Annotated in this window: 12 protein-coding genes; 6 read left to right on the top strand and 6 right to left on the bottom strand. The window is 40.4% G+C overall.

The window, feature by feature from the left end; translation table 11 throughout:
• Positions 1-217 precede the first annotated feature (217 nt).
• The 5 genes from BT147_RS04855 (at position 218) to pyrE (ending at position 17,012) form a co-directional block, all read left to right on the top strand.
• Positions 218-4,759, top strand: coding sequence for a non-ribosomal peptide synthetase (locus BT147_RS04855; RefSeq protein WP_072331613.1), 4,542 nt, complete (start codon positions 218-220; stop codon positions 4,757-4,759).
• A 28-nt stretch (positions 4,760-4,787) separates the two neighbouring features.
• Positions 4,788-14,870, top strand: coding sequence for a non-ribosomal peptide synthetase (locus BT147_RS04850; protein ID WP_072331610.1), 10,083 nt, complete (start codon positions 4,788-4,790; stop codon positions 14,868-14,870).
• A 67-nt stretch (positions 14,871-14,937) separates the two neighbouring features.
• Complete coding sequence (loaP, locus tag BT147_RS04845; RefSeq protein WP_072331607.1) at positions 14,938-15,516, top strand: antiterminator LoaP; 579 nt, start codon at positions 14,938-14,940, stop codon at positions 15,514-15,516.
• Between the two features lie 174 nt (positions 15,517-15,690).
• Positions 15,691-16,428 (top strand): orotidine-5'-phosphate decarboxylase, encoded by a 738-nt coding sequence (gene pyrF, locus BT147_RS04840; protein ID WP_072331604.1) that lies wholly within the window; start codon positions 15,691-15,693, stop codon positions 16,426-16,428.
• Positions 16,425-17,012, top strand: coding sequence for an orotate phosphoribosyltransferase (gene pyrE, locus BT147_RS04835; protein ID WP_072331601.1), 588 nt, complete (start codon positions 16,425-16,427; stop codon positions 17,010-17,012). The genes pyrF and pyrE overlap by 4 nt, the downstream gene beginning before the upstream one ends.
• Before the next feature lie 78 nt (positions 17,013-17,090).
• On the opposite strand, the gene BT147_RS15010 is transcribed toward pyrE, so the two are convergent.
• From BT147_RS15010 to BT147_RS04810, 4 genes are all read right to left on the bottom strand, one after another.
• A protein-coding gene (locus BT147_RS15010; protein WP_143187920.1) for an IS3 family transposase occupies positions 17,091-18,436 on the bottom strand; the annotation gives its coding sequence in 2 pieces (ribosomal slippage) (positions 17,091-17,995 and positions 17,995-18,436; 1,347 coding nt in all).
• A 75-nt stretch (positions 18,437-18,511) separates the two neighbouring features.
• Positions 18,512-19,177, bottom strand: a complete 666-nt coding sequence (locus BT147_RS04820) for a hypothetical protein (protein ID WP_072331592.1) — start codon at positions 19,175-19,177, stop codon at positions 18,512-18,514.
• Positions 19,178-19,337: 160 nt separating this feature from the next.
• Positions 19,338-19,979, bottom strand: coding sequence for a pyroglutamyl-peptidase I (gene pcp / locus BT147_RS04815; RefSeq protein ID WP_072331589.1), 642 nt, complete (start codon positions 19,977-19,979; stop codon positions 19,338-19,340).
• A gap of 24 nt (positions 19,980-20,003) precedes the next feature.
• A complete protein-coding gene (locus BT147_RS04810) occupies positions 20,004-21,728 on the bottom strand; it encodes an Rqc2 family fibronectin-binding protein (protein ID WP_072331586.1) in 1,725 nt (574 codons plus the stop codon).
• A gap of 156 nt (positions 21,729-21,884) precedes the next feature.
• Between BT147_RS04810 and BT147_RS04805 the strand changes: the two genes are divergently transcribed.
• Positions 21,885-22,157 carry a class I SAM-dependent methyltransferase gene (locus BT147_RS04805; protein ID WP_286119110.1) on the top strand — a complete coding sequence of 91 codons (273 nt, stop codon included), beginning with the start codon at positions 21,885-21,887 and terminating at the stop codon, positions 22,155-22,157.
• A 240-nt stretch (positions 22,158-22,397) separates the two neighbouring features.
• Here the strand turns inward: BT147_RS04805 and BT147_RS04800 are convergent, their stop codons facing one another.
• The gene (locus tag BT147_RS04800; protein ID WP_072331583.1) at positions 22,398-23,201 is read right to left on the bottom strand and encodes a hypothetical protein; all 804 of its coding nucleotides are present in this window, start codon (positions 23,199-23,201) and stop codon (positions 22,398-22,400) included.
• 9 nt (positions 23,202-23,210) lie between these two features.
• Positions 23,211-23,452: hypothetical protein (locus tag BT147_RS15735; protein WP_218159108.1), on the bottom strand; the 242-nt coding region annotated here is incomplete at its 5' end.

Genomic DNA, 23,452 nt, shown 5'->3' with positions numbered 1-23,452 from the left:
ATCTAATCGATGTTTCGGCACGTTAGGAGGAGCTAAAGATTATATTAGGATTCTTTAACTTGTGGTCCAAATAACGAGTTTATTATTCTGAATTATATAAATATTAAACACAGATTTAAAGCCTACTTTTATATTAGGTTTTAAATCTGTTTGTCTGAAGAGGTACTAGTTTGTCCAGATACATATATAAAATATTTCAGTTAGGGAGAATTTTTATATGAATGAGATATATTATCCTTTAAGTCATCCACAGAAGCGGATATGGTATACAGAAGCGATTTATGCAGATCAGGGGATATGCAATCTAAGATTTTTTGTAAGGATATCCAGCGAAATGAACTATTTGCTATTGAATCGGGCTATAAACCGAATGATTAGCGAAAATGATAGTTTTGGTATCCGACTCAAAGAAAATAAGCATCAGGAGCCGGAGCAATATTTTGTCAAACATCAAGAAAGGAAATTCGACTTTCTTGACTTCAGTGCTGAAGAGGATTCGACTCGACTAGATCAGTGGCTTGATCAAAAGAGACACGAAAAGTTTGCGTTATTTGATTCCGATCTATACGATTTCTCAATCATAAAAGCAAGTGAGAATGAATGTATTGTCTACGGTGAGGTCCATCACATTATGATGGATGGTTTATCGATTGAGAAATGTTTAAACCAAATATCTCACTTTTACCATTGTTTTCTTAATAATGTAGATTTTGAAATTGATTCTACATACTCCTATGTCCAATTTTTAGAGAATGAACAGGCCTATTTGAAAAGCAACCGATTTGAAAAGGATGAGCAATTCTGGCTAGAGGAATTTAAAACGATTCCGTCTGTAACGGGATTAAAAGAGTATAATCCCTACCAAATAAGTACGAAAGCATCACGAGAGACGTTTACAATACCGGAAAGCTTAATGAAAAAGATTGATGGATTTTCGAAAGAACATGACTTCAGCATCTTTACGATTTTTGTTTCAGCTCTTTCCCTTTCGATGTATCAATGGATGTCATCGCCTGATATTGTTTTAGAAATGTCCTATGGGAACCGTACGAGTAGGCAAGAGAAGGAGCTTATGGGGATGATGGTGAGTACAGTCCCTTTAAGAATTAGCATAGATCCTAATGAGGAAGCGCTTACATTCATTAGGCGCGTATCGAGAAAGCAGCGAAAGATATTACGACATCAGAAGTATCCCTTTAATTTATTGTCAGAGCATATTAGTCAAAAGAACGGTGGTAGCAAACGTTTGTGTGGTATCTCGATCGATTATAGAGAAATGGGTAGTCGTGATGTTACTTGGATCTCTCCGAATGAAGAACCAAATGATTTTGCTATACATGTAGAAAACCTTACAACTTCAGGAACTCTACGTGTGCATTTAGATTATCGGAATGAATTATTTACGAAAGAAGAAATGAATCGCTTCTTTACATCGATGCTGAATCTACTGTTAAACACAGTAGAAGGTCCAAGTCGGAAGGTGAAAGAGATAGAGATTCTATCAACAGAGGAAAAGGAGAAGATCTTAGTAGGGTTTAATCATACACAAGCAGATTTTCCATTGGATAAAACCATTCAAGAATTTTTTGAACAGCAGGTGGCGCTTAATCCCGAAGCGATCGCAGTAGTCTATCAAGATCAGCAACTTACTTATCAGGAGCTGAACGAGAAAGCGAACCAGCTGGCTCACTATCTTCAGAAAAAAGGTGTAAGACCTGAGTCGTTAGTCGGGATCTGTGTGGATCGTTCGCTTGAGATGATCATCAGTCTTTTAGGAGTTTTGAAAGCAGGAGGGGCATATGTTCCGCTCGATCCCACTTATCCAGAGCAACGACTTCAATATATAGTGGACGATGCTGGAATTCAGGTGCTCATAACTCAAGAGAGTTTACAGGGAAAAATGGGGTTATTTAGAAACACTGAATCCGTTTGTCTGGATCGTGACTATGATGAGATTACACAAGAAAATGTTACATCACCTCTCTCTGATGTTCATGCCCATTCTCTTGCTTATGTGATCTATACTTCAGGCTCAACTGGAAATCCAAAGGGTGTGATGGTAGAGCATCGACAGTTTCTAAACGTGGCATTAGGATGGCGAAAAGAATTTGCATTGGATTGTATGCCGACTCGTGTATTGCAAATGGCAAGCTTTTCATTTGATGTTTTTGGAGGAGATGTTGCCAAAGCATTGTTAAATGGTGGCGAGTTGATCTTATGCCCTGAAGAATTTCGCTTGGATCCAACGAAACTCTATCGACTTTTTAGAGAAAAGCGAATCACCATTTCGGAATTCACACCTGCAGTGGCTATTCCTTTTATGGAGTATGTTTATGCAAATCAATTGAGTTTACCTGACTTAGAATTATTTATATTGGGTGCGGATAGTTGTTCTGTAGAGGAATATAAAAAGCTTTTATCTCGTTTTGGAAATCAATTCCGAATTTTTAACAGCTATGGAGTAACAGAAGCGAGTATTGAAACCAGTTACTTTGAAACGCCCAGAGATTTGTTGCCAGATGCAGGGCATGTTCCGATCGGGAAGCCATTACCGAATATGCAAATGTATATTGTGAATCAGCAGTTGCAATTACAGCCGATCGGTGTGGCAGGAGAATTATGTATTGGCGGAAAGAGTGTTGCTAGAGGTTACTACAACAGACAGGAGTTAACGGCTGAGAAGTTTGTTGATAATCCATTTATTCCTAGCGAGCGCATTTACAGAACAGGCGATTTAGCTCGCTGGCTACCTGACGGGACTGTGGAATTTTTAGGAAGAATGGATCATCAAGTTAAAATTCGTGGATATCGAATCGAGCTAGGTGAAGTTGAATCTGGATTGCTCCAAATCCCAACCATAAAAGAAGCAGTTGTCATGGCTCGGGAAGTTTCAGGTAATCAAAGTGAGCTATGTGCCTACATTGTATCGGAAGAAGATTTGTCTAAAGAATATCTGCGAGACCAGTTATCTAGTTTGTTGCCATCTTTCATGATCCCAGCACATTTCATCCAACTGGATCGATTCCAACTAACTCCAAATGGAAAAGTGAATCGTAAAAACCTTCCTGAGCCTCATAAGGAATTAACAAATGTTCCTTTTGAAGCTCCAGAGACCGAAATGGAGAAAATCTTAGCTAACATTTGGGAAGCCATTTTAGGTGTAGAAAAAGTAGGGAGATTGGATAACTTTTTTGATTTGGGTGGGGATTCCATAAAGGCGATTCAAGTTTCAGCACGTCTTCATGCAGTCAAGCTAAAGTTAGAAATGAAATATTTGCTTGGTGCTCCACAATTAGCGGAGGCAGTATTACGAATGGTCAAAGCAGAAAAACAGAATTCACAGTCAAAGGTGGAAGGAACGATACCCTTAACGCCAATTCAAAAGTGGTTTTTTAGCCAATCGTTTGTGGATGCCGGTCATTGGAATCAGTCGATGATGTTATACAGTTCGGATGGTTTTGATGAACAAAAAATAAGTCGAATTTGGACTGTGCTTGTTGAACATCACGATGTCTTACGCTCTACATTTCGGGAAGAAGCAGAGGGCATTGTAGGCTTTATTCAAGAAGGACCGGAAACAACAAGACCATTCCATATGACAATTTTTGATTTAACGAATGAAGAAAATCCAAAAATGAAGATGGATCAAGAAGTAAATGCTCTGCAAGCGGGTTTCAATTTGGAAGAAGGTCCCTTAGTTCACTTAGCGTTATTTCGAACAATAGAGGGTGATCATTTGTATATGATCATTCATCATCTGGTCGTGGATGGTGTTTCGTGGCGCATCCTCTTAGAAGATTTTGCTACTGGCTATATGCAGTTGATAGAAGGGAAAAAGATTGAGCTACAACCAAAAACAAGTTCCTATCAAATGTGGGCAAGAGGTTTACAAAAGTATGCACGAAGTGAACGGTTAGAGAAAGAATCCTTATATTGGGAAAAAATAAAACAAGCAGAATCACTAGAGTTGCCAAGGTACGGGACGGTGCATGATAGGACGGTGCAGGACTTGAACCATATCATGGTTACTCTTCCGGAAGAAGATACATTACACCTTGTGAACAAAGCTCATCAAGCTCACCAGACAGAATTGAATGACTTGTTACTGACGGCACTAGCCTTAACGCTTCAATCATGGACAAGCCAATCCAAAGTACTCATTGAGTTAGAAGGGCATGGTCGAGAGCCAGTTGTAAGAGATTTGGACATTTCTCGTACAGTAGGGTGGTTTACGACAACATATCCTGTTTTATTACATGTACCAGATTCAGATAAATTGGGTGAGACCATAATCAATGTTAAGGAGATACTCCGTAATGTTCCACATAAAGGAATTGGATTTGGTATTTTGAAATATATAGCGCCAGAGGTAGCGGAGTTGCCATTTACCAATCAACCTGAAGTGATCTTCAATTACCTTGGGGAATTTGATAAACAGATGGGGAAATGGGAAATGTCATCCTTTTCTTCTCAGAATCAAGACATTGGACCTAGGAACCATGAACCGTTTCCTTTAAGCATCAATGGTATCCGCGTAGGAAACCAGATGAACTTTTATTGGTCGTTTCATCCAGAGGAGTTTGCAATAGAGACGATACAGGAAACCGCGAATCAGTTTGTTCAGCATTTGAAACAAATCGTTCAATACTGTACTTCTGTAAAAGAAACAGAAAAAACTCCATCCGATTATGGATATACAGGGATGAGTGTAGAGGATTTTCGTCAATTGCGTGAAAAGATCCAATTTAAAATAAAATAGTTGTGAGTCAAGTGGAGGAGATATATATATGGTAGATATTCAGAGTATGTATCCGTTGTCCCCAATGCAGCAAGGCATGTATTTTCATGCCTTGCTAGATCCAGAGTCAACTGCCTATTTTGATCAAACCGTCTTTACCATCACGGGTGAGTTCGATGCCCAATGCTTCGCGGATAGTTTTCAACAATTAGTGGATCGCCATGATATTTTACGAACGATATTTATTCAAGAAGGCACAGAGGAGCCCATTCAGGTTGTTTTACAAGGATTACAAGCACTCGTAGAAATCAAAGACCTAACAGGGTTGAGCGAAAAGGAGCAGAATGAATTTCTTAGTCAATGGGTATATAGAGATCGGAAGAAAGGTTTTAAGCTCTCAGAGGAATGCTTGACACGTCTAGCGATTTTTCAAATAGCGCAGGATCGATATAGAGTGATTTGGAGTTGTCACCACCTTTTAATCGATGGATGGTGTACGCCTATCCTGCTACAAGAATGGCTCGAAATCTATGATGCAAAAAGGAAGAATCGGGTCGCAAATCTACCTTCAACCGTTCCGTATCAGCTATACATTGAGTGGTTGGAACGACAAGATCAAGAAGAATCTCTGACGTTTTGGAAAGATTCCTTAACAGGATATAATGAGCAAATTGATTTACCTCGTCTATCTAGTTGGGAGGAAGAGAGTCAGCCTTCATTTAAAGAAATCACTTTGGTTTTAGACGAAGCGACCACCAAGCAACTAGATAGGTTAGCTAAATCCAAACAAGTGACGTTAAATACAGCATTACAAGGAATATGGGGACTTTTACTAGGTACATACAATCAAACACAAGATGTGATTTTTGGCAATGTTGTTTCTGGAAGGCCGTCTGAAATCCCTGGGGTCGAAAAGATAGTTGGTTTATTTATTAATACGATTCCCCTACGGGTTCAATGGGAGAAAGAGCAAAACGTTTTCGACTTTCTCCAGTCATTACAAAAGCATGCAATTCAGTCTCAAGGCTATGAATACTGTTCACTTGCAAATATTCAAATGCAAAGTGAATTAAAGCAAGAGTTAATTCAGCATTTGTGGGTTTTTGAAAATTATCCAATGGAGGAAGAGGGTATATCGGCAGATGATTTTACGATCAAAGATATCGTTGCATTTGAAGAAACCAACTATCATCTAAATCTGATCGTGTTACCTGGTTCGCAATTGCGTATACACTTTCGATTTAATGAAAAGAAGTATGACCCCCTTATGATGACGCAAGTACAGAAGCATCTGCAAACACTTATTCATGCTGTTTTACAAAAGCCTGACCAACTCATATCGCAACTTGACTTTTTAACCGAAGCCGACCAAAAACAACTTTTGGTCGATTTTAATGCGACACAAAGCATATTTCCAAAGGATAAAACGATTCCACAATTGTTTGAAGAGCAAGCAGGACAAACGCCTGAACAGATCGCAGTGGTTTGTAAAGATCAGGACTTGACTTTTCATGAGTTGAATCAACAAGCAGAGAAGGTCGCTTATCTCCTAGCTGAAAGAGGAGTTGGGACGAATCAGATTGTTGGTTTATTGGTACCTCCTTCGATCGAAATGATGATTGGCTTGGTTGGGATTTTAAAATCTGGAGCGGCATTTTTACCTATTGATCCGGATACTCCTATGGATCGCATAGAGTACATGATTCAGAATAGCGCTGTTAAACAAATCTTAACCATCGCAGATTTTTATAATCGGGTACCTGATACGGTTGAAAAGATCGATTTACATAAGCTTTGGTTGGAACAACCTTCTAATGATCATGCATGCGCATTAAAAATAGGAGAATCAAGTGATCTTGCCTATGTGATTTATACTTCAGGTACGACAGGTTTACCAAAGGGAGTACAAGTGACTCATCGTAATGTGATGAATTATATAGCATCTGTTGCGACTCAAACATCTGTTTCATCTGCTGATAAAAGCATGCTTCTGTCTTCATATGCTTTTGATTTAGGCTATACTCCTATTTTTCTAACATTACTTACTGGTAGTGAATTACATCTTGTTCCAAGAGAAGATTATACCGAGCCAGAAGTTCTTTTGGAATATATCCGACAGTCCAAAATTACATGGATCAAGTTAACTCCATCTTTGTTCAGTATGATGGTTGGAAGTGTTTCGTTTACTAAAACCAATCCGTGTGAAAGCATTCGGCAAATTATATTGGGTGGAGAGGAAATTAAGTATTCGGATGTCACTTCCTATTTTAAACAACATCCGTCTGTTCGTATTATGGATGAGTATGGTCCTACGGAAACAACGATTGGTTGTATTTCATCTATGCTCACACATACCCAGATTCCAAATATGCAAACGCTTCCAAACATAGGTCGACCGATTGCCAATACAGAAGCGTTTATTTTGAATGAAGATAATGGTCTTCTTCCAATTGGTGTAGCGGGTCAGTTATGTATTGGAGGAGAGGGTGTCTCTGTAGGTTATCAAAATTTGCCAGAGCTGACGTCCGAGAAGTTTATTGACAATCCATTTTCTCCAGGTGAACGAATCTATAAAACAGGAGATTTAGCTCGTTGGTTACCGGATGGAACCATCGAATACTTGGGGAGGATGGACAATCAAGTAAAGATCCGCGGATACCGCATCGAACTTGGTGAGATTGAATCGCAGTTATTACAGATTTCCTTTATAAAAGAGGCTGTCGTGATTTCCAGTACCATGGATGATGGTCATAAGGCACTTTGCGCTTATCTGGTAACGGAGCAGGAGTTCGTTACATCTGAACTAAAAGCATCATTAGCGAAAACGTTACCGAACTATATGATTCCGAACTATTTTATCAGGATCAAGAGTATCCCACTCACAGCAAATGGGAAAGTGGATAAAAAGTCATTACCTCATCATGATGTTTTCAATGGGACAGGAGTAGAGTTTATCGCCCCACGAACTGAACTGGAAGGTACGCTTGTTCAAATTTGGCAAGATGTATTAGGTATTAAGAAGATTGGTGTATATGATGATTTTTTTGAGCTGGGCGGACATTCTTTGAAAGCTACCATGCTTGCAGCTAAGATTCATCAGATTTTAAATCAAATGATCCCACTACGCTATGTATTTACTTATCCAACGATTGCTGCAATGGCATGTGAGTTGGAGCAGCTTGAGGAGAAGGCATTTACAGCTATTTCACCTGTAGAAAAAAGGGATCATTATCCGGTATCTTCAGCACAAAAAAGGATTTACCTCGTACAACATTTGCAAAATACGAATACTAGCTACAATATGCCATGGGCTATTCAGATCGAAGGTCTATTACAAAAAGATCGATTTAAAAAGGCATGGCAAGCTGTGATAAAGCGTCATGAAATGCTCCGGACTTCTTTTGCGATGGAAAAAGGAGAGATTGTACAACGCATTCACGATGAAGTCCACTTCGAAGTAGAAGAATCGGAATGGTACGGAGTCGAGATGGATTCGTGTATGCGCTCTTTTATACGTCCTTTTGATCTTGGACAAGCCCCGCTTATACGAGTGGGTCTCATGAACTTGGGAAGCAATCGTTATATCATGTTATGCGATATGCATCATATTATTGCAGATGGCGTTTCACTTGAAATTTTGTTAAGAGAGTGGATGATCTTTTATACGGAGGGTACTTTACCAGAACAACGCATTCAATATAAAGATTTTGCTGTTTGGCAAAATGCATCTTTTGGTAGTGAGGAATATAAAGTTAGACAGGAGTTTTGGTTGAATCAATTCCAAAATACCCCACCTGTATTATCATTGCCGACTGATTATTTACGGTCCGCCGTACAAAGCTTTGTTGGCGATCGCTTCCATTTCACATTAGATTCGGGACTTACTGAAAAATTATACCGCCTTGCCAGAGAAACAGGAACGACATTATACATGGTGTTGCTCGCTTCGTATCAAGTTTTACTTCACAAGTATACTGGGCAAGAAGACATCGTCGTAGGAACGCCGACTGCAGGTAGGCCGCACGCAGAAGTTGAGTCGATGATTGGAATGTTTGTTAATATGTTGGCGATGAGGAACTATCCGGAGAGACAAAAAACACTCCGTCACTTTTTGGAGGAAGTGAAGCATAATGCCCTCAAAGCATATGAAAATCAAGATTATCCGTTTGAACAATTAGTAGAACGATTAGGAGTACAAAGGGAACTAAGCCGTCATCCATTGTTTGATACCCTCATGGTCTTACAAAATACGGGGGATAAGAAATTGGATGTCCCTTCCCTTCACTGTACACCATTGGATGTCCCATTTGACATTGCCAAGTTTGATCTAACTCTGGAGATTGCAGAGAGTGAGAATAAGATTGTTTGTGATTGGGAGTATAGTACTTCTCTCTTTAAACGCGAAACGATCGAACGTATGGCGGCGCACTGGATAAAAGTGCTACAGCAATTCGTCGAGAATGTAGAACAAAAAATTGTCGATGTGGAATGTTTGTTAGAGGCTGAGAAACAAAGGATTCTGGTTGAATGGAATGATACGAAAAGCGATTACCCATCTGAGAAAACGATTCAGCAGCTTTTTGAAGAACAGGTAGAGAAAACACCAAATCATACTGCACTCGAGTTTGACAATCAAAAAACAAGCTATCTTGAACTAAATGAGACAGCTAACCGATGGGCACGAATCTTACGGAAGCAAGGTGTAAGAGGAGAGAGTCGAGTGGGTTTCATCACGGATCGTTCTTCTGACATGATCATCGGAATTCTTTCGATTCTGAAATCTGGAGGAAGCTATGTTCCGATTGATCCTAGCTATCCAGAAGATCGAAAGCAGTATATTTTAGAAGACAGCAAAGCCTCCATTCTCATGGTTCAAGACGTTTCTATGATCCCTGATGGGTATGTAGGGGAAGTTCTGGTATTAGCGGAAATGGATCAGATAGATGAAGAGAGTTCAAATCTTGAACCAATCAGTCTAGCTGAAGATGTAGCCTATATCGTTTACACATCGGGATCAACAGGAAAACCCAAGGGCATTCTAACCACGCATCGAAATATAGTGAAAACCATTTTAAATAATGGTTATCTTGACATCCATGAAAGTGATCGCATTTTACAATTGTCCAACTATGCTTTTGATGGGTCTACATTTGATATCTACGGCGCGTTGTTACATGGTGCTGGCTTAGTATTGGCTTCGAAGGATGTAGCTACCAATCCAGATGCACTAGCTTCCTTTATTCAAGATGAGAAGATTACGGTTTCCTTTATGACGACTGCTTTATTTAACACGCTTGTAGATCTGAACTCTGTATGCCTCTTAGGTGTTAGAAAGATTCTTTTTGGTGGTGAAAAGGTTTCTGTAAAACATGTGCAAAAGGCACTCGAGGTCTTAGGTGATGGTCGATTGATCCATGTGTATGGACCTACTGAGACGACTGTTTTTGCCACCTACTATGTTATCAATCAATCTGTGCTTGAAACTGGAACGGTTCCGATTGGAAAGCCATTAAATAATACTCAGGCATACGTTTTGGACCAGAATAATGGTGTCCAACCAATAGGGGTTCCAGGTGAGTTATGTATTGCAGGAGATGGTGTTGCAAGTGGCTATCTGAATCGCCCGGAACTAACAGCAGCGAGTTTTATCGAAAATCCATTCTCAGAAGGAAAAATGTATCGAACAGGAGATTTGGTCCGGCTTTTACCTGATGGGAATATTGAATATCTGGAGAGAATGGATCATCAAGTCAAAATTCGTGGATATCGGATTGAATTAGGGGAAGTACAGGCACAATTAATTCAAATTCCGATTGTGAAAGATGCGATTGTGATAGCCGTGGAGATGGAAAATAGTCATCATAAAGAGCTCTGTGCCTATATCGTAGCAAAAGAAGAGTTAACAACAGCACAACTAAGGTTTGAATTAGCAAAATCATTACCTAGTTATATGATCCCTAGTTATTTTGTGCAAATGGATCATCTCCCCCTAACACCAAATGGGAAAGTGAACCGCAAGGATTTACCTGCTCCGACAGGGGAGATGAAGTCTGGATATGATTACGTGGCACCCCGAAATATAATGGAGGAGATGCTCGCAAGTATTTGGCAAGAGGTATTAAAAGTAGATCGAGTGGGTGTGGAGGACGATTTCTTTGAATTAGGAGGTCATTCCCTAAAGGCTACTCAGTTGGTAGCCCTCATCTATAAAAAGTTAAACGTAAATATTCCCATACACCATATTTTCCAAGCTCCTACGATTGATGCATTAGCAAAGGTGCTAGAGGAGATGGAAAAAGGCACATATACATCTATTTCGAGTGTACAGAAGATGGATTATTACCCAGTCTCGTCTGCTCAAAAGAGAATGTATTTGTTACGAGAACTGGAAAAAGAGGCATTAAATTATAATATGCCGTGGGCTTACTTGCTAGAGGGAGTATTCAATACTGAGAAAATGGTGGAATCGTGGAAGACCGTGGTCAATCGACATGAAACACTACGGACTTCGTTTGGTTTACACAAAGGGGAAATCGTTCAACTGATTGATGATACGATTTCATTCGAAGTCGAAAGATACCAGGTTGAAAGTGAATCGGAAATTCAGACGACCATTGATCAATTTATACGTCCATTCGACCTGAGTAAAGCACCGCTATTAAGAGTAGGTCTAATCAAGGTTTCGGAAAACAAACATGTTTTGATGATGGATATGCACCATATTATTTCAGATGGGACTTCTGTTGATATTCTGATAAGAGAGTTAATAAGTTCGTATTCTTCTCAGACATTGGACGAGGTAGGAATTCAGTATAAAGATTATGCGGTCTGGCAAAACACGTTCCAACGGAGTGAGGCGTTTCAAGCTCAAGAAACGTACTGGAAAGAAATCTTCCAGACTATGCCGGAGGCGTTGCAACTTCCAACGGATACCACCCGTCCTGCAGTACCATCCTTTGCTGGAGACCATCATAGTTTTATATTGGATCCAGAACTGAGCTGTAGACTAAATCAACTCAGCAAAGAAACAGGAACTTCTTTATATATGCTGTTGCTGGCAGCATATAATGTCCTTTTGCATAAATACACGGGTGAATCGGATATCGTTGTGGGCTCCCCGATCGCAGGTAGATCACATCCGGATGTACAATCGGTTGTCGGTATGTTTGTAAATACCCTTGCTATGCGAAACTACCCAGAAGGTCATAAGTCGTTTCGAACGTTTTTAAATGAAGTGAGAGAAAGCTCTTTGGGTGCCTTTGATAATCAAGATTATCCGTTTGAAAAACTAGTAGAAGGCTTAGATATGACAAGGGATTTAAGTCGTCATCCTCTGTTTGATACTATGTTTCTAGTTCAAAATATGGATTGGACAGAATTAGAATTACCTAATCTACAGATTCATCCGTATGCCTTGGAATCCCAAATCGCCAAGTTAGATCTCATGTTAGAAGTAATGGAACAAGGAGAAGAACTCAAATTCCATTGGGAGTATAGTACAGCTTTGTTTAAGACAGAGACGATCCTTCGAATGTCTGAACACTTGAAACATCTGTTACACCAGATCGTGGAAACACCTGACCAACCTATAGCTGAGTTAAGTATCATTACAAAGTCAGAAGCTCATCAGTTATTAATCGAGTTTAATGATACGAATCAAGATTACCCAGAAAATAAGACTGTTCATCAATTATTTGAAGAACAAGTGGTGCGGACACCGGATCATATGGCACTTATCTATAAAGAACAGATTTTGACATATCGAGAAGTGAACGTGCGAGCAAATAAGTTAGCTAAAAAATTGCAAAGTCTGGGTGTTCGGTCTGAAAGTCTCGTTGCCATGATGGTTGGGCGATCACCGGAAATGATGATCGGAATCTTAGCCATTTTAAAATCAGGTGGAGCTTATGTTCCAATTGATCCTGATTATCCTGAGGATCGTATTCAATACATGCTACAGGATAGTGGTTCGGATATCTTACTTACTCAAAGAAAGCTTGTAGATCTTGTTGATATGCCTCATGTTCTTTGTATAGATGAAGAGGATAGTTACCAGGATGGATATGACTCAGAGAATTTAGACATACATGTAGATCCGAAGCAATTAGCTTATGTAATTTATACTTCAGGTTCCACAGGAATGCCGAAAGGTGTAATGATTGAACATCAATCGGTTGTCTCCCGTCTACATTGGATGCAAACAGAGTATCCACTAACCGAATCGGATGTTGTGTTACAAAAAACCTTGTTTTCGTTTGACCTATCCGTTTGGGAGATATTTTCGTGGTTTATGGGAGGATCTAGTCTTTGTTTACTGCCTACGAAGATGGAAAAAGATCCTGAAATGGTCGTACAAGCGATTGAAAAGTATCGAGTTACCTCCATGTACTTCGTCCCATCCATGTTATCTATGATCCTGCATCATATGGATCGCCAGTCACGTAAATTAGATCTATCCTCGGTGAAGAGAATCTTTACATGTGGCGAGGTATTAAGTGCTGAACAGGTGAAAACGTTCTATCAAACGTTCCAGTTTGAGCAGACGAAGCTAATCAATATGTATGGTCCAACGGAAGCAACGGTTAATGTTACCGTCTATGATTGCTATCCCGATGATGAACAAACCGTGATCCCCATTGGCGTTCCGATTCATAATGCCAAACTATATATTGTGAATGAACATTATCAACCTCAGCCTGTAGGAGTGACAGGAGAAGTATGCATTGGAGGGGTCGGGATTGCTAGAGGGTATCACGGTAAACAGGAGTTAACCGATGAAAAGTTTGTAGCAAATCCATTCTCTAGTGGTGAGAAAATGTATAAAACGGGGGATTTGGCTCGTTATCTACCAGATGGAAATATGGAGTATATCGGACGGACAGACCATCAAGTAAAAGTACGTGGTTTCCGAATTGAGTTAGGAGAGATCGAATCTCAATTACTACAGATTTCCATAGTGAGAGAAGCAGTGGTGATTACTCGACCTAATCTCCAAGGTCAATTAGAACTTTGTGCGTACTTTGTTGCTGAACAAGAGTGTTCAGTGTCTGATTTAAGAGCGGAGTTATCTCAAGTGTTGCCTCACTATATGGTTCCATCCTACCTTGTACAATTAGAAAATATGCCGCTCACACCGAATGGGAAAGTGGACCGAAAAACGCTACCTGCACCTGAAGGACTGCAAAAGGCAGCAATGGAGTATATGGCCCCTAGAAATGAGCTTGAGCGGAGATTAGTTACGATTTGGTCAGAGGTTCTTGGTGTTGAACAAGTGGGGATTGATGACCGTTTCTTTGAAATGGGAGGGAACTCACTCAAAATTTTGGAAGTAGGGTACAGAGTAAGCGAGCTTTGCCAACCAACGCACTTAAGTATCCCGCTCAGTTTCTTTTATGAGAATCAGACGATCCGTAGCATCAGTCATCAATTAAGTGAAAGGCTCAGTCTCGTTGCGCAACCATCGGTCATGAGCTTGTTAAATGCGAAGGGTCAAAAAAAGGTATTTAGCTTCCCACCGATATTTGGTTATGGAATTGTTTATAAGCCTTTAGCAGAACAAATGGATGGAGAAATGAGTCTGTATGTAGCAGATTTTATTGAGTCAGATGATCGGATTGATCGCTATGTAGAAAGTATTATTGAGATTCAGCCATCAGGACCGATTACCTTAATGGGTTACTCTGCGGGAGGGAATTTGGCTTTTGAAGTAGCGAAAATGTTAGAAAATAGAGGTAGAGAAGTCTCTCAAATGATTCTTTTTGATTCAATAAGAAAAGAATCTCAATGGGAGGGAAGGAGACTTGAAGAAGAGGATTTTGAGGACAGAAGAATAGTAACGGGAAAAACAACGGATCTGTCTATGCTTAATCAAAAGTATAGAGCTTACGTATCCTACTTTCTATCGCTCGTTAATGATGGAAATATTCATGGAGAAATTCATCAAATCGTAGCAGAAGTAGATCTTACTGATACGACACATGATGTTACATCTTGGTCAGAGGTGACGGAACATTATCGCTTATATCAAGGATATGGTACTCACTTTGAAATGCTTGGTTACCCCAATGTAGAGAAAAATGCCATATTGTTGAGTGAAGTTTTAAATGAGCTTCGTGTATTGATCACACAGTAAGAATGGATTTTTTTGGCTTGTTTTATATATTTGATCAGTTAAACAATCTTTTTTCGAGGAGAATACTATGAAATGGTATGCGCTTTTTGTGGAAATAGGCTATGAAGAGTATATCCAAAATTTCCTATATCGCCATTTTGATCAAAACCAATTGACCTCCATGGCTCCCGTGAGAAAGCTTCCAGAGAAAAGGAAGGGGCGAATCAGTCACATATACAGAAAAATGTTTCCTGGCTATGTGCTAATTCGCACGAATATGACTGCAGAACTTTTTTATCAATTAAAAAGAGTTCCCAGAGTTCATCGATTGTTGACTTCGTATCATTATTATACTCACGAGCAAGATTCCTACTTCTCTTCGATTCCAGAGGATGAAATGCATATGGTTCTTCAGCTTACGAAAAACGGAAACTGTATTGATTTTTCTTCGATATATGTAGATGGATCAAAAGTGACTGTCAAAACAGGACCATTAGTAGGAAAAGAGGGCATAATTAAAAAGGTAGATAAGAGAAAGCAGCGGGCTAAAATCCGGATTGACTTTATGAATACTACGCATACTATGGATGTTGGAATAAATGTGATCCCTTCTTCATTCCCAAAATACCCGTTTGACAGTCAGAAAAAACTGAGTCATAATAGTTGAGGAATAGCAGAACCTTTAAATCCAGTCCAGAGAGGCTGGCAAGGGCACGGATATATCAGTTAGGTGGAATATGTCCACTTGTGCTTCTTGTCTAGCTAAGACAAGAAGCATTTTTTATGCCCTGAAACACCCTCATCTGCATTTCGTCACACTTATAGGAAGGGGTTTCAATATATGGATCAAGCACGGCGCCAATTGATGATTGCTCTAGATTTACCGTCCGGAGAAGATGCAGAAACGTTTCTTACCCATTGGCGGGGAGAAAAAAAACCGTGGATTAAAGTAGGTTACCAATTGTTCTATGCAACTGGCCCGCGTTGGATCTATGAGCGAAAACAAGAAGGATACTCAATTTTTCTTGATTTAAAGCTACACGACATTCCTAATACTGTAGCCAAAGCAGTAGAATCGATTAGCAAGCTAGATGTAGATTTCTTAACTCTTCATGCCATGGGGGGCTCTGAGATGATAAAGCATGCTCGTGAATCTGCTGAGCAATGTGCTTCCTCTTCTGGATATCGGACCCGCCTTCTAGCGGTTACTCAACTGACGAGTACGCACGAGGAAATGTTACACGATGAAATCGGCATCGACGGTTCAATGGAGCAAGCGGTTTTAAGATCAGCCAAGCTTGCTCATCAAGCAGGGGCAGATGGAGTGATCTGTTCAGGTCAAGAAGCGAGAGCGATTAAAGATGCGACAGAGCCTTTCTTTCTAGCCGTAACACCAGGGATTCGGCCAGTAGGAGCCTCTGCAAACGATCAGAAAAGAGTTGTTACTCCGACAGCGGCGATTCAGGCAGGAGCGGATCATCTAGTAGTCGGACGCGCGATTACACATGCGCTTGATCCATTAGAAGCGTATCACCAAATCCTACGAGAAATCATAGACGCCAGGGGGAATAAAAGATGAAATCAGAATGGAATGTATCCGAAGCACTCACACGTACTGGAGTTGTAAAAGAGGGTCATTTTCTTCTTTCTTCAGGTCGACATAGCAGGCAATATATGCAATGTGCTCAATTACTTCAACATCCAGCGGACGCTGAGCAAGCAGGACAAGCCATCGCGAACCTGTTTGATGATCTAGAGATTGATGTGGTAGTAGGTCCAGCACTTGGCGGAGTTGTAATCGCACATGAAGTAGCTCGCGCTTTAGGAGTTCGCTGTCTATTTGCCGAGCGAAAAGAAGGAGTAATGGAACTTCGTCGTGGATTTGAAGTAGAAAAAGGAGAACGCGTTCTAGCAGTAGAAGATGTGGTTACCACAGGTGGTTCTGTGCAAGAAGTGGTTACACTTTTAGAAGGAATGGGAGCTAAGGTAGTCGGAATTGGTTCTATCGTTGATCGGAGCCAAGGGAAAACGCCTTTCACTGTACCTTACCGTGCTTTGATGCCAATCGAGATTCAGTCTTGGGAGGCAGAGGAGTGCCCACTCTGTGCAGAAGGGACTCCTGCTGTTAAGCCTGGAAGTCGAATACCTGTATCCAAGAAGTAATTATCCATCCATAAACATATAAAAAGTTGATATCTCGATACGTTCGTGAAGTGAACCCAAAAAGTTAGACACGAAGATTTAAGCAACCTGCAGGGTATGTGTCCGGTATTGAACTGGACTCATGCCCTTTAGTTTTATCTTCAAGCGTTTGTGATTGTAATAGTGAATATACTTCTCTAGCTCCTGTTTGAAATGATCCATACTTTCAAATTCTTGGAGGTAGAATAACTCACTTTTGAGTAAACCGAAGAAGTTTTCGATGACAGCATTATCGAGACAATTTCCCTTACGGGACATGCTCTGTGTAATTTCTCTTTGTTTCAAGGAATGTTGGTACTTCTTCATTTGATAATGCCAGCCTTGATCAGAGTGGAGGAGAGGAGCTTCGCCCTCTTCTAGCTGTTCGAGAGCTTTGTCCAGCATCTTAGAAACAAGGGAGTAGACAGGACGTTTTTCCACCTGATAAGCGATAATCTCCCCATTATATAGGTCGAGAATGGGAGACAAATAGAGCTTTTCACCATGTAGGTGAAATTCAGTTATATCTGTAACCCATTTCTGATTGGGTTTAGTTGCTTTGAAATTACGCGCTAGGATGTTAGGGGCAAATTTCCCTACTTTTCCTCGATAAGAACGATATTTCTTCATGCGAACTAAGCACTTCAATCCAAGTTCCTTCATGAGACGGAATACCGTTTTATGATTCAAGGTATAACCTTGATTTCGTAATTCCCATGTGATTCGCCGATAGCCATAACGACCTTGATGTTCATGAAAAATCGAAACGATTTTTCCTTTTATCCCTTTATATTTATCAGGTCTGTTTATCTGCTTGAGCCAGTAGTAGTAAGTGCTACGAGCGATGCCAGCAATTTTCAATAGAGCTTTTACAGGATAGTCGTGCCTTAATTCATAGATTACTTGGGCTTTGTCTTGTTGGCTGACTTTTCCCTTTCGTGAATTAAGGCATTCAACTTTTTTAGATAGGCATTCTCCATCTGTAATCGTTTATTCTCTTCTCGTAATTCTTCCTCTGTACTCAGTTCCTGCTTCTTCTGTGGTTTCTTTTTCAAGGATGGACGCCCCTTTTTCTTTGATTGGAGAGCGTCCAATCCCTGTTCCCTAAATAAATTCTGCCACTGATATATCGTACTAGGTGTAGGGATATTAAAGACGGCTGCCGTCTTTGTAAGGGACGCTCCTGTGTCGCTCATAAAGTTAAGTACGTCCATTTTAAACTCCACTGAATAATTTGTATATCCCTTTTGGAAAGCGTTGATTCCGTGTTCTCGATACTTTGCTACCCATTCTACCAACGGAGTAAGACTTACCTGATATTTATTAGCAATGTCTTTATACGACTCGACACCGTCGAGGTAAGCTTGAACAGCTTCCAATTTAATTTCTACTGAATACTTAGACATAGAAAAAGCACCTCCAACTGTTAGATTTTTTCGTGTCCAACAATTGGGGTGCAGTTCATCGAGATATCAACTTTTTTATTTTTCCCCATTTAAATACCCTACAATTCCAAAACAGAAGAGGCAAAAAACGAGTTGAAACCAGTCTTGCCACACTCCTTGAAATCCTACATCGGTCTTTATGGAGATAGGGATAATGACAAAGCTGAGGCGGGTATAGCCCTTGTCATATTGTTTCCGAAGGAGGTACTTGATGGTGGAGATAAAACAGTACAGCTTTCCTGCAAAGATGAGAGTATCGATGTGATACGGGTCAAACAGTGCACATAATACAAAAACAAGGAATCCCCAAATCCGTTGAAGCCAATCGATGACGACTGGATGAAGAATTACTTCGACAGGGGAATCAGTAGAGCGGGAGAGATGACTATGAAGTTGTCTGCCGTATACAAAAAGGAGAATGGTCCAGCCGATTAGGCCACCTAAAAAACTAGATATTCCAAAGTGTTCCGTTCGGCCGATGTCATGCAAGCTTCCTAAGATAAATAGGAGAAATGCGAATCGAATAAGCGATTCTGATCGTTGCTGCTGGATTTCATACTTGACGGTACTACAGAGTAGATACAGGGTTGCCAGCAGAAACATGAATGCAGGAGATGGAAAGAAGATCGTAATTATGAGATAGATACATAATCCAATGCTACGCTGCACCCATGTGAAAGGGCTGGTTTTATCTGTACGCATTGGCCGCTACACCCCTGTCTCTACAGATTGAAGATATCAAACCCAAGAACTCACTTTCGTACAAAAGTCTGTTAATATTATTATAACAGATTATTATGTTTATTCTAATAAAAAAACAACTGAGCTATGAAGTTGGAGTTGAAGTGAACCCAGTTATTTTTTAATGTGTTTGTCCGTTTTCTAGTCGCAGATCTTGTTCATAATCCACTGATACTTGAATCGCTATCTCAATCCCGCGTACCATATCGTCTAAGGACAGAGACGCCATCTGTGGACGCGCTTGAATTTGTTCGGGTAGAAAGGGGATGTGGATAAACCCGCCACGAATGCTACTTTGCCTAATTTCATGCAGGAGTCCGTAGAAAACGTGGTTGCAGACGTATGTTCCGGCTGTTTGGGAGACGGATGCCGGTAATCCAGCATCCCGTAAATGCTTCACAATCGCTTTAATCGGTAGACGGGACCAATACGCTACAGGTCCTGCCGCGATAATGGGCTCATCGATCGGCTGATTCCCATTATTATCAGGAATTCTCGCATCATCTACATTGATCGCGACCCGCTCGATGGAGAGATCAGGCCGTCCTCCAGCCTGTCCCACACAAATCACAAGATCAGGCTTTACTTCTTGCAAAGCCAGACTTAATTGGTCAATCGCTTCTCCAAAAACACAAGGAAGTTCACGAGAAACGATCTTATAGGTTTCCGTTTCCCGTCCATCAAGTACTTTCGCAATCTCAATGGAGGGATTGATTTTATCCCCTCCAAATGGTTCAAATCCAGTTAGCAATATGGTTTTCATCCTCAGACTCCCATCTGTCAGGGATTAATGTGCTTTTGGTTTCGTACGCTTTACCATCTCGCGAATGGTCTTTTCATCTGGAGTTACATATAATGTTTGTTGATTTTCATAAATAACAAATCCCGGACGAGCACCTGCTGGTTTTTTTACATGCTTGATTGTGACGTAGTCCACCGGAACTTGACTTGACTCACGGGCTTTGCTGTAGTACGCCGCTAGAGTAGCAGCCTCTAAAAGCGTTTCCTCACTAATTTCTTTACTACGAATGACAACATGTGAGCCAGGGATATCTTTGGTATGAAGCCACATATCTGAGTTATGGGCCAGCTGATGGGTGAGATAATCATTTTGTTTATTATTTTTACCAACTAAAATGAGCGTTCCATCTTTCGCATACATACTGATTGGATTCGGTTTCTCTTTCTTTTTCCGGTTCGGACGACGTTGTGTACGTACCCATCCTTCTTCTTCCAGTTCCTCCCGAATCTGTTCCACTTCCTTTAAAGAGCTATTTTCTAACAACACAAGTACTGATTCTAAATACTGAATCTCTTCCCCAGCGATGGCGATCTGTTCCAAATTATACTTCTTGGATGCTTTCCGTTTGTTATAACGCTTATAATATCGCTGTGCATTTTCAGAAGGAGAGAGTAGAGGGTCTAACTGGATCTCAATCTGTTTTTCTTCCGGATCATAATAGTTAGCAAGACGGACCAACGAGTCTCCACGTTGAAGTTCGTGCATATATGTCGTTAGTAGTTCCCCCTTGATCCGCTCTTCTTCTACCAAATCGGATTCAGCAACTTCCTTGCGTAATATCTCGATTTTCTTCTCATTCTTCTCCAGCTCATTCGTCAACCGTTTAATCAGATCTAACGTCTGCCCGCGAACTCGATCCCGATCCGCTTTTCCATAATAGAACGATTCAAGGCATTCACTCATCGATTCAAAATGAAGATGCTCACCAGATAGGTGGGTTAGTTCTGTGGCGTAGAAAGAATGTTTCTCCTCTGCTTCCACACGGGTTGGTTGGTATTGATGAGTGCGGAATTTCTCTATCAGCTGATGAAAGGCATCCCACAGATTTTTTCGATCCCCGATCCCTGCACGAAACACAATCTCTTTGGCAACTAAAGGACCCAGTCCGAGAAACCGATTTACTAACTGTTTATCGAGCTGTCCCGCAAGATAGTCAAAACCAGAGAGAAAGGTCGTTTCATCCACCTCAAATGGGTCTAGCTTCTCTTGAGCAGGTGGGTATTCATAATCCCGACCGGGTAAGACCGGACGTACTTTACTTACCGAATAAGGAACCCGGCGAAGTGCATCCATGATTCGATTTGTCTCGAGGTCGAGGAGGATGACATTACTTGTGCGACCTAAGATTTCAATGGAAAGCCTTCGTAGCACCTCATCCCCTAATTCGCTTACTCCTCGGATATCAATCTGTACAATCCGCTCCATGCCCACTTGCCTAACAGCTTGAATGACAGAACCCTCCATATGTTTGCGAAGAAGCATACAAAACATAGGCGGTTCCTTTGGATGATCCGCAGGGGACTCAGTAAATTGAAAGCGAGGATAAGCTGGATGAGCGGATATGTATAGTTTATGATTCTGTCCTTGCGAACGAATATATAGCATCAGTTCTGTATCACTTGGTTGGTAGATTTTACTGATTCGTCCTCCAACCAGCTTGGTTGCAAGTTCATGCGTAACCGCACGGGTTACAATTCCATCAAATGACATAAGTATGTTCAGTCCTTTTATCAATTACGTTCGTTGGTATTCTTTATTGTACCTGAATTCAACTACACGTTGCAGAAAGAAAAAAGTCAATCTACAAGTTATTGTTTGCTCTACTCAGTCAAATTAAAATAGCGATATAGGAGTTGACAAACCATGATGAATCAGATTGCCAAAAACATCTATCGCTATCGAAAAGAAAAAGGGCTCACACAAGAAAAACTATTAGATATCGGATGTGGAGAGGGGAGAAATGCCGTCTTTTTTGCTCGAAATGGCTATGATGTAACCGCATTTGATATATCAGATGCAGGGATCGAAAAAACGAAGAGACTAGCTGATCATGTGGGAGTGGAGGTGAACGTGTTTAAAGCTGATCTACTAGACTTTCGATACACGATCTACAAACGAAACAATTTTATCAATCGATAGCATGGAAGAATATAAGGGATCAAGCGCTAAGACGGAATGATTATTTATGTCAAGTGTGTTTATTGGATGGGAGATATAAAACAGCCGATCTAGTCCACCACGTAGTAGAGGTTAGGGTGGATTGGATTGGAGCAAGCGATTAGAAAGGAGTGATAGAAACCATATTCATATTTCGCATCATCATCTTTTAGTCACATGACTCGATCATACCGTAAGATCGAGTCTCTCTATTATATTCTATTAATAATGGTACCGCCGAACTCCTAGAATACCAGCAACAATACTTATCCCCATTACAGACAGACTTATTATGAACTTCGTAAAAAGAGCAGACAATTCCAGTTTGTTATCGGAGTTTACTAAATCCAACATAGAAGGAAAATGAATCCATGAAACAAAAGTGGTAAAAGTCCCACTCATAGCCAAAAAGCCTATCACCACTGAGGAGATAAGAAATACCGTGTAGACGGCTGTTTCGTTACGAAATCGACTCGTTATCAATTGACAAAGTAGAGCAAAAGCCGTGAGTCCTATAAAGAAAAATATCATCATGAAGCAAAGGAGAGTTCCCACGTTTAACTCCAAATGAGAGAAGAACATCTGAAAAAAGGAACTCCACCTAGCATTTATGGAGAAAAACATAGAACCGATTATCATGTGAATGAGAAAATACACAACACAATACAACAAAACAGTCATGATGAGAGCGAGTACTTTTACAATCCACCAGTTACTCCTCTTTTTCATGCGTGTTAGAACGAATAAATCAAATCCACTATTTACATTCATCATATGATACACAAATAAGATAATCGGGAAAACGACACACACCCAAGTTAAGTATTGCAGTAGAGAGTCCGGAAATACGCCTCCCATTGAAAATAGTAAATAATCTACCAACTGCGGCTCAAATTTCTCTCTCTGTCCCAGTTCATTAATCATTGGGATATGTATGAGGGTAAGGAGAATCAGCAAAATCGAAATCCCAATCGCCATTTTGCTTCGAATGCACAAGTTAACGTTAGTTAATATTAGTTTAATCATCTATACCGCCTACTTTGCAAAATCTACTTTTCTAACCTTTATCCATCCTACTACTAAACAAACGAGAATGAAGGCAAGACCACACAACATCGATATACTTGCCGTAAGTGTAGGAATGGGCGGAACAAGTTGATTTGGAAAATGGGCTAAAAACATCAGGTGTGAAGTAGGGAAAAGGAAAGCCCAACTAGTAAATTTCTTGAAAACGATATATCCAGCGTACGTTAGTGCTCCACCTGTTATCCAAGAAA

The organism is Thermoactinomyces sp. DSM 45891 (assembly GCF_900119485.1).
Taxonomy (GTDB): domain Bacteria; phylum Bacillota; class Bacilli; order Thermoactinomycetales; family Thermoactinomycetaceae; genus Baia.
The sequence above is the reverse complement of the archived record's forward strand: the minus strand, read 5'-3'. Positions and strand labels throughout refer to the sequence as shown.

What these genes read in the sequence shown, in the direction of transcription:
- BT147_RS04855 (WP_072331613.1), top strand. Translation starts at nt 218, where the DNA reads ATGAATGAGATATATTATCCTTTAAGTCATCCACAGAAGCGGATATGG.
- BT147_RS04850 (WP_072331610.1), top strand. Translation starts at nt 4,788, where the DNA reads ATGGTAGATATTCAGAGTATGTATCCGTTGTCCCCAATGCAGCAAGGC.
- loaP (WP_072331607.1), top strand. Translation starts at nt 14,938, where the DNA reads ATGAAATGGTATGCGCTTTTTGTGGAAATAGGCTATGAAGAGTATATC.
- pyrF (WP_072331604.1), top strand. Translation starts at nt 15,691, where the DNA reads ATGGATCAAGCACGGCGCCAATTGATGATTGCTCTAGATTTACCGTCC.
- pyrE (WP_072331601.1), top strand. Translation starts at nt 16,425, where the DNA reads ATGAAATCAGAATGGAATGTATCCGAAGCACTCACACGTACTGGAGTT.
- BT147_RS04820 (WP_072331592.1), bottom strand. Translation starts at nt 19,177, where the DNA reads ATGCGTACAGATAAAACCAGCCCTTTCACATGGGTGCAGCGTAGCATT.
- pcp (WP_072331589.1), bottom strand. Translation starts at nt 19,979, where the DNA reads ATGAAAACCATATTGCTAACTGGATTTGAACCATTTGGAGGGGATAAA.
- BT147_RS04810 (WP_072331586.1), bottom strand. Translation starts at nt 21,728, where the DNA reads ATGTCATTTGATGGAATTGTAACCCGTGCGGTTACGCATGAACTTGCA.
- BT147_RS04805 (WP_286119110.1), top strand. Translation starts at nt 21,885, where the DNA reads ATGAATCAGATTGCCAAAAACATCTATCGCTATCGAAAAGAAAAAGGG.
- BT147_RS04800 (WP_072331583.1), bottom strand. Translation starts at nt 23,201, where the DNA reads ATGATTAAACTAATATTAACTAACGTTAACTTGTGCATTCGAAGCAAA.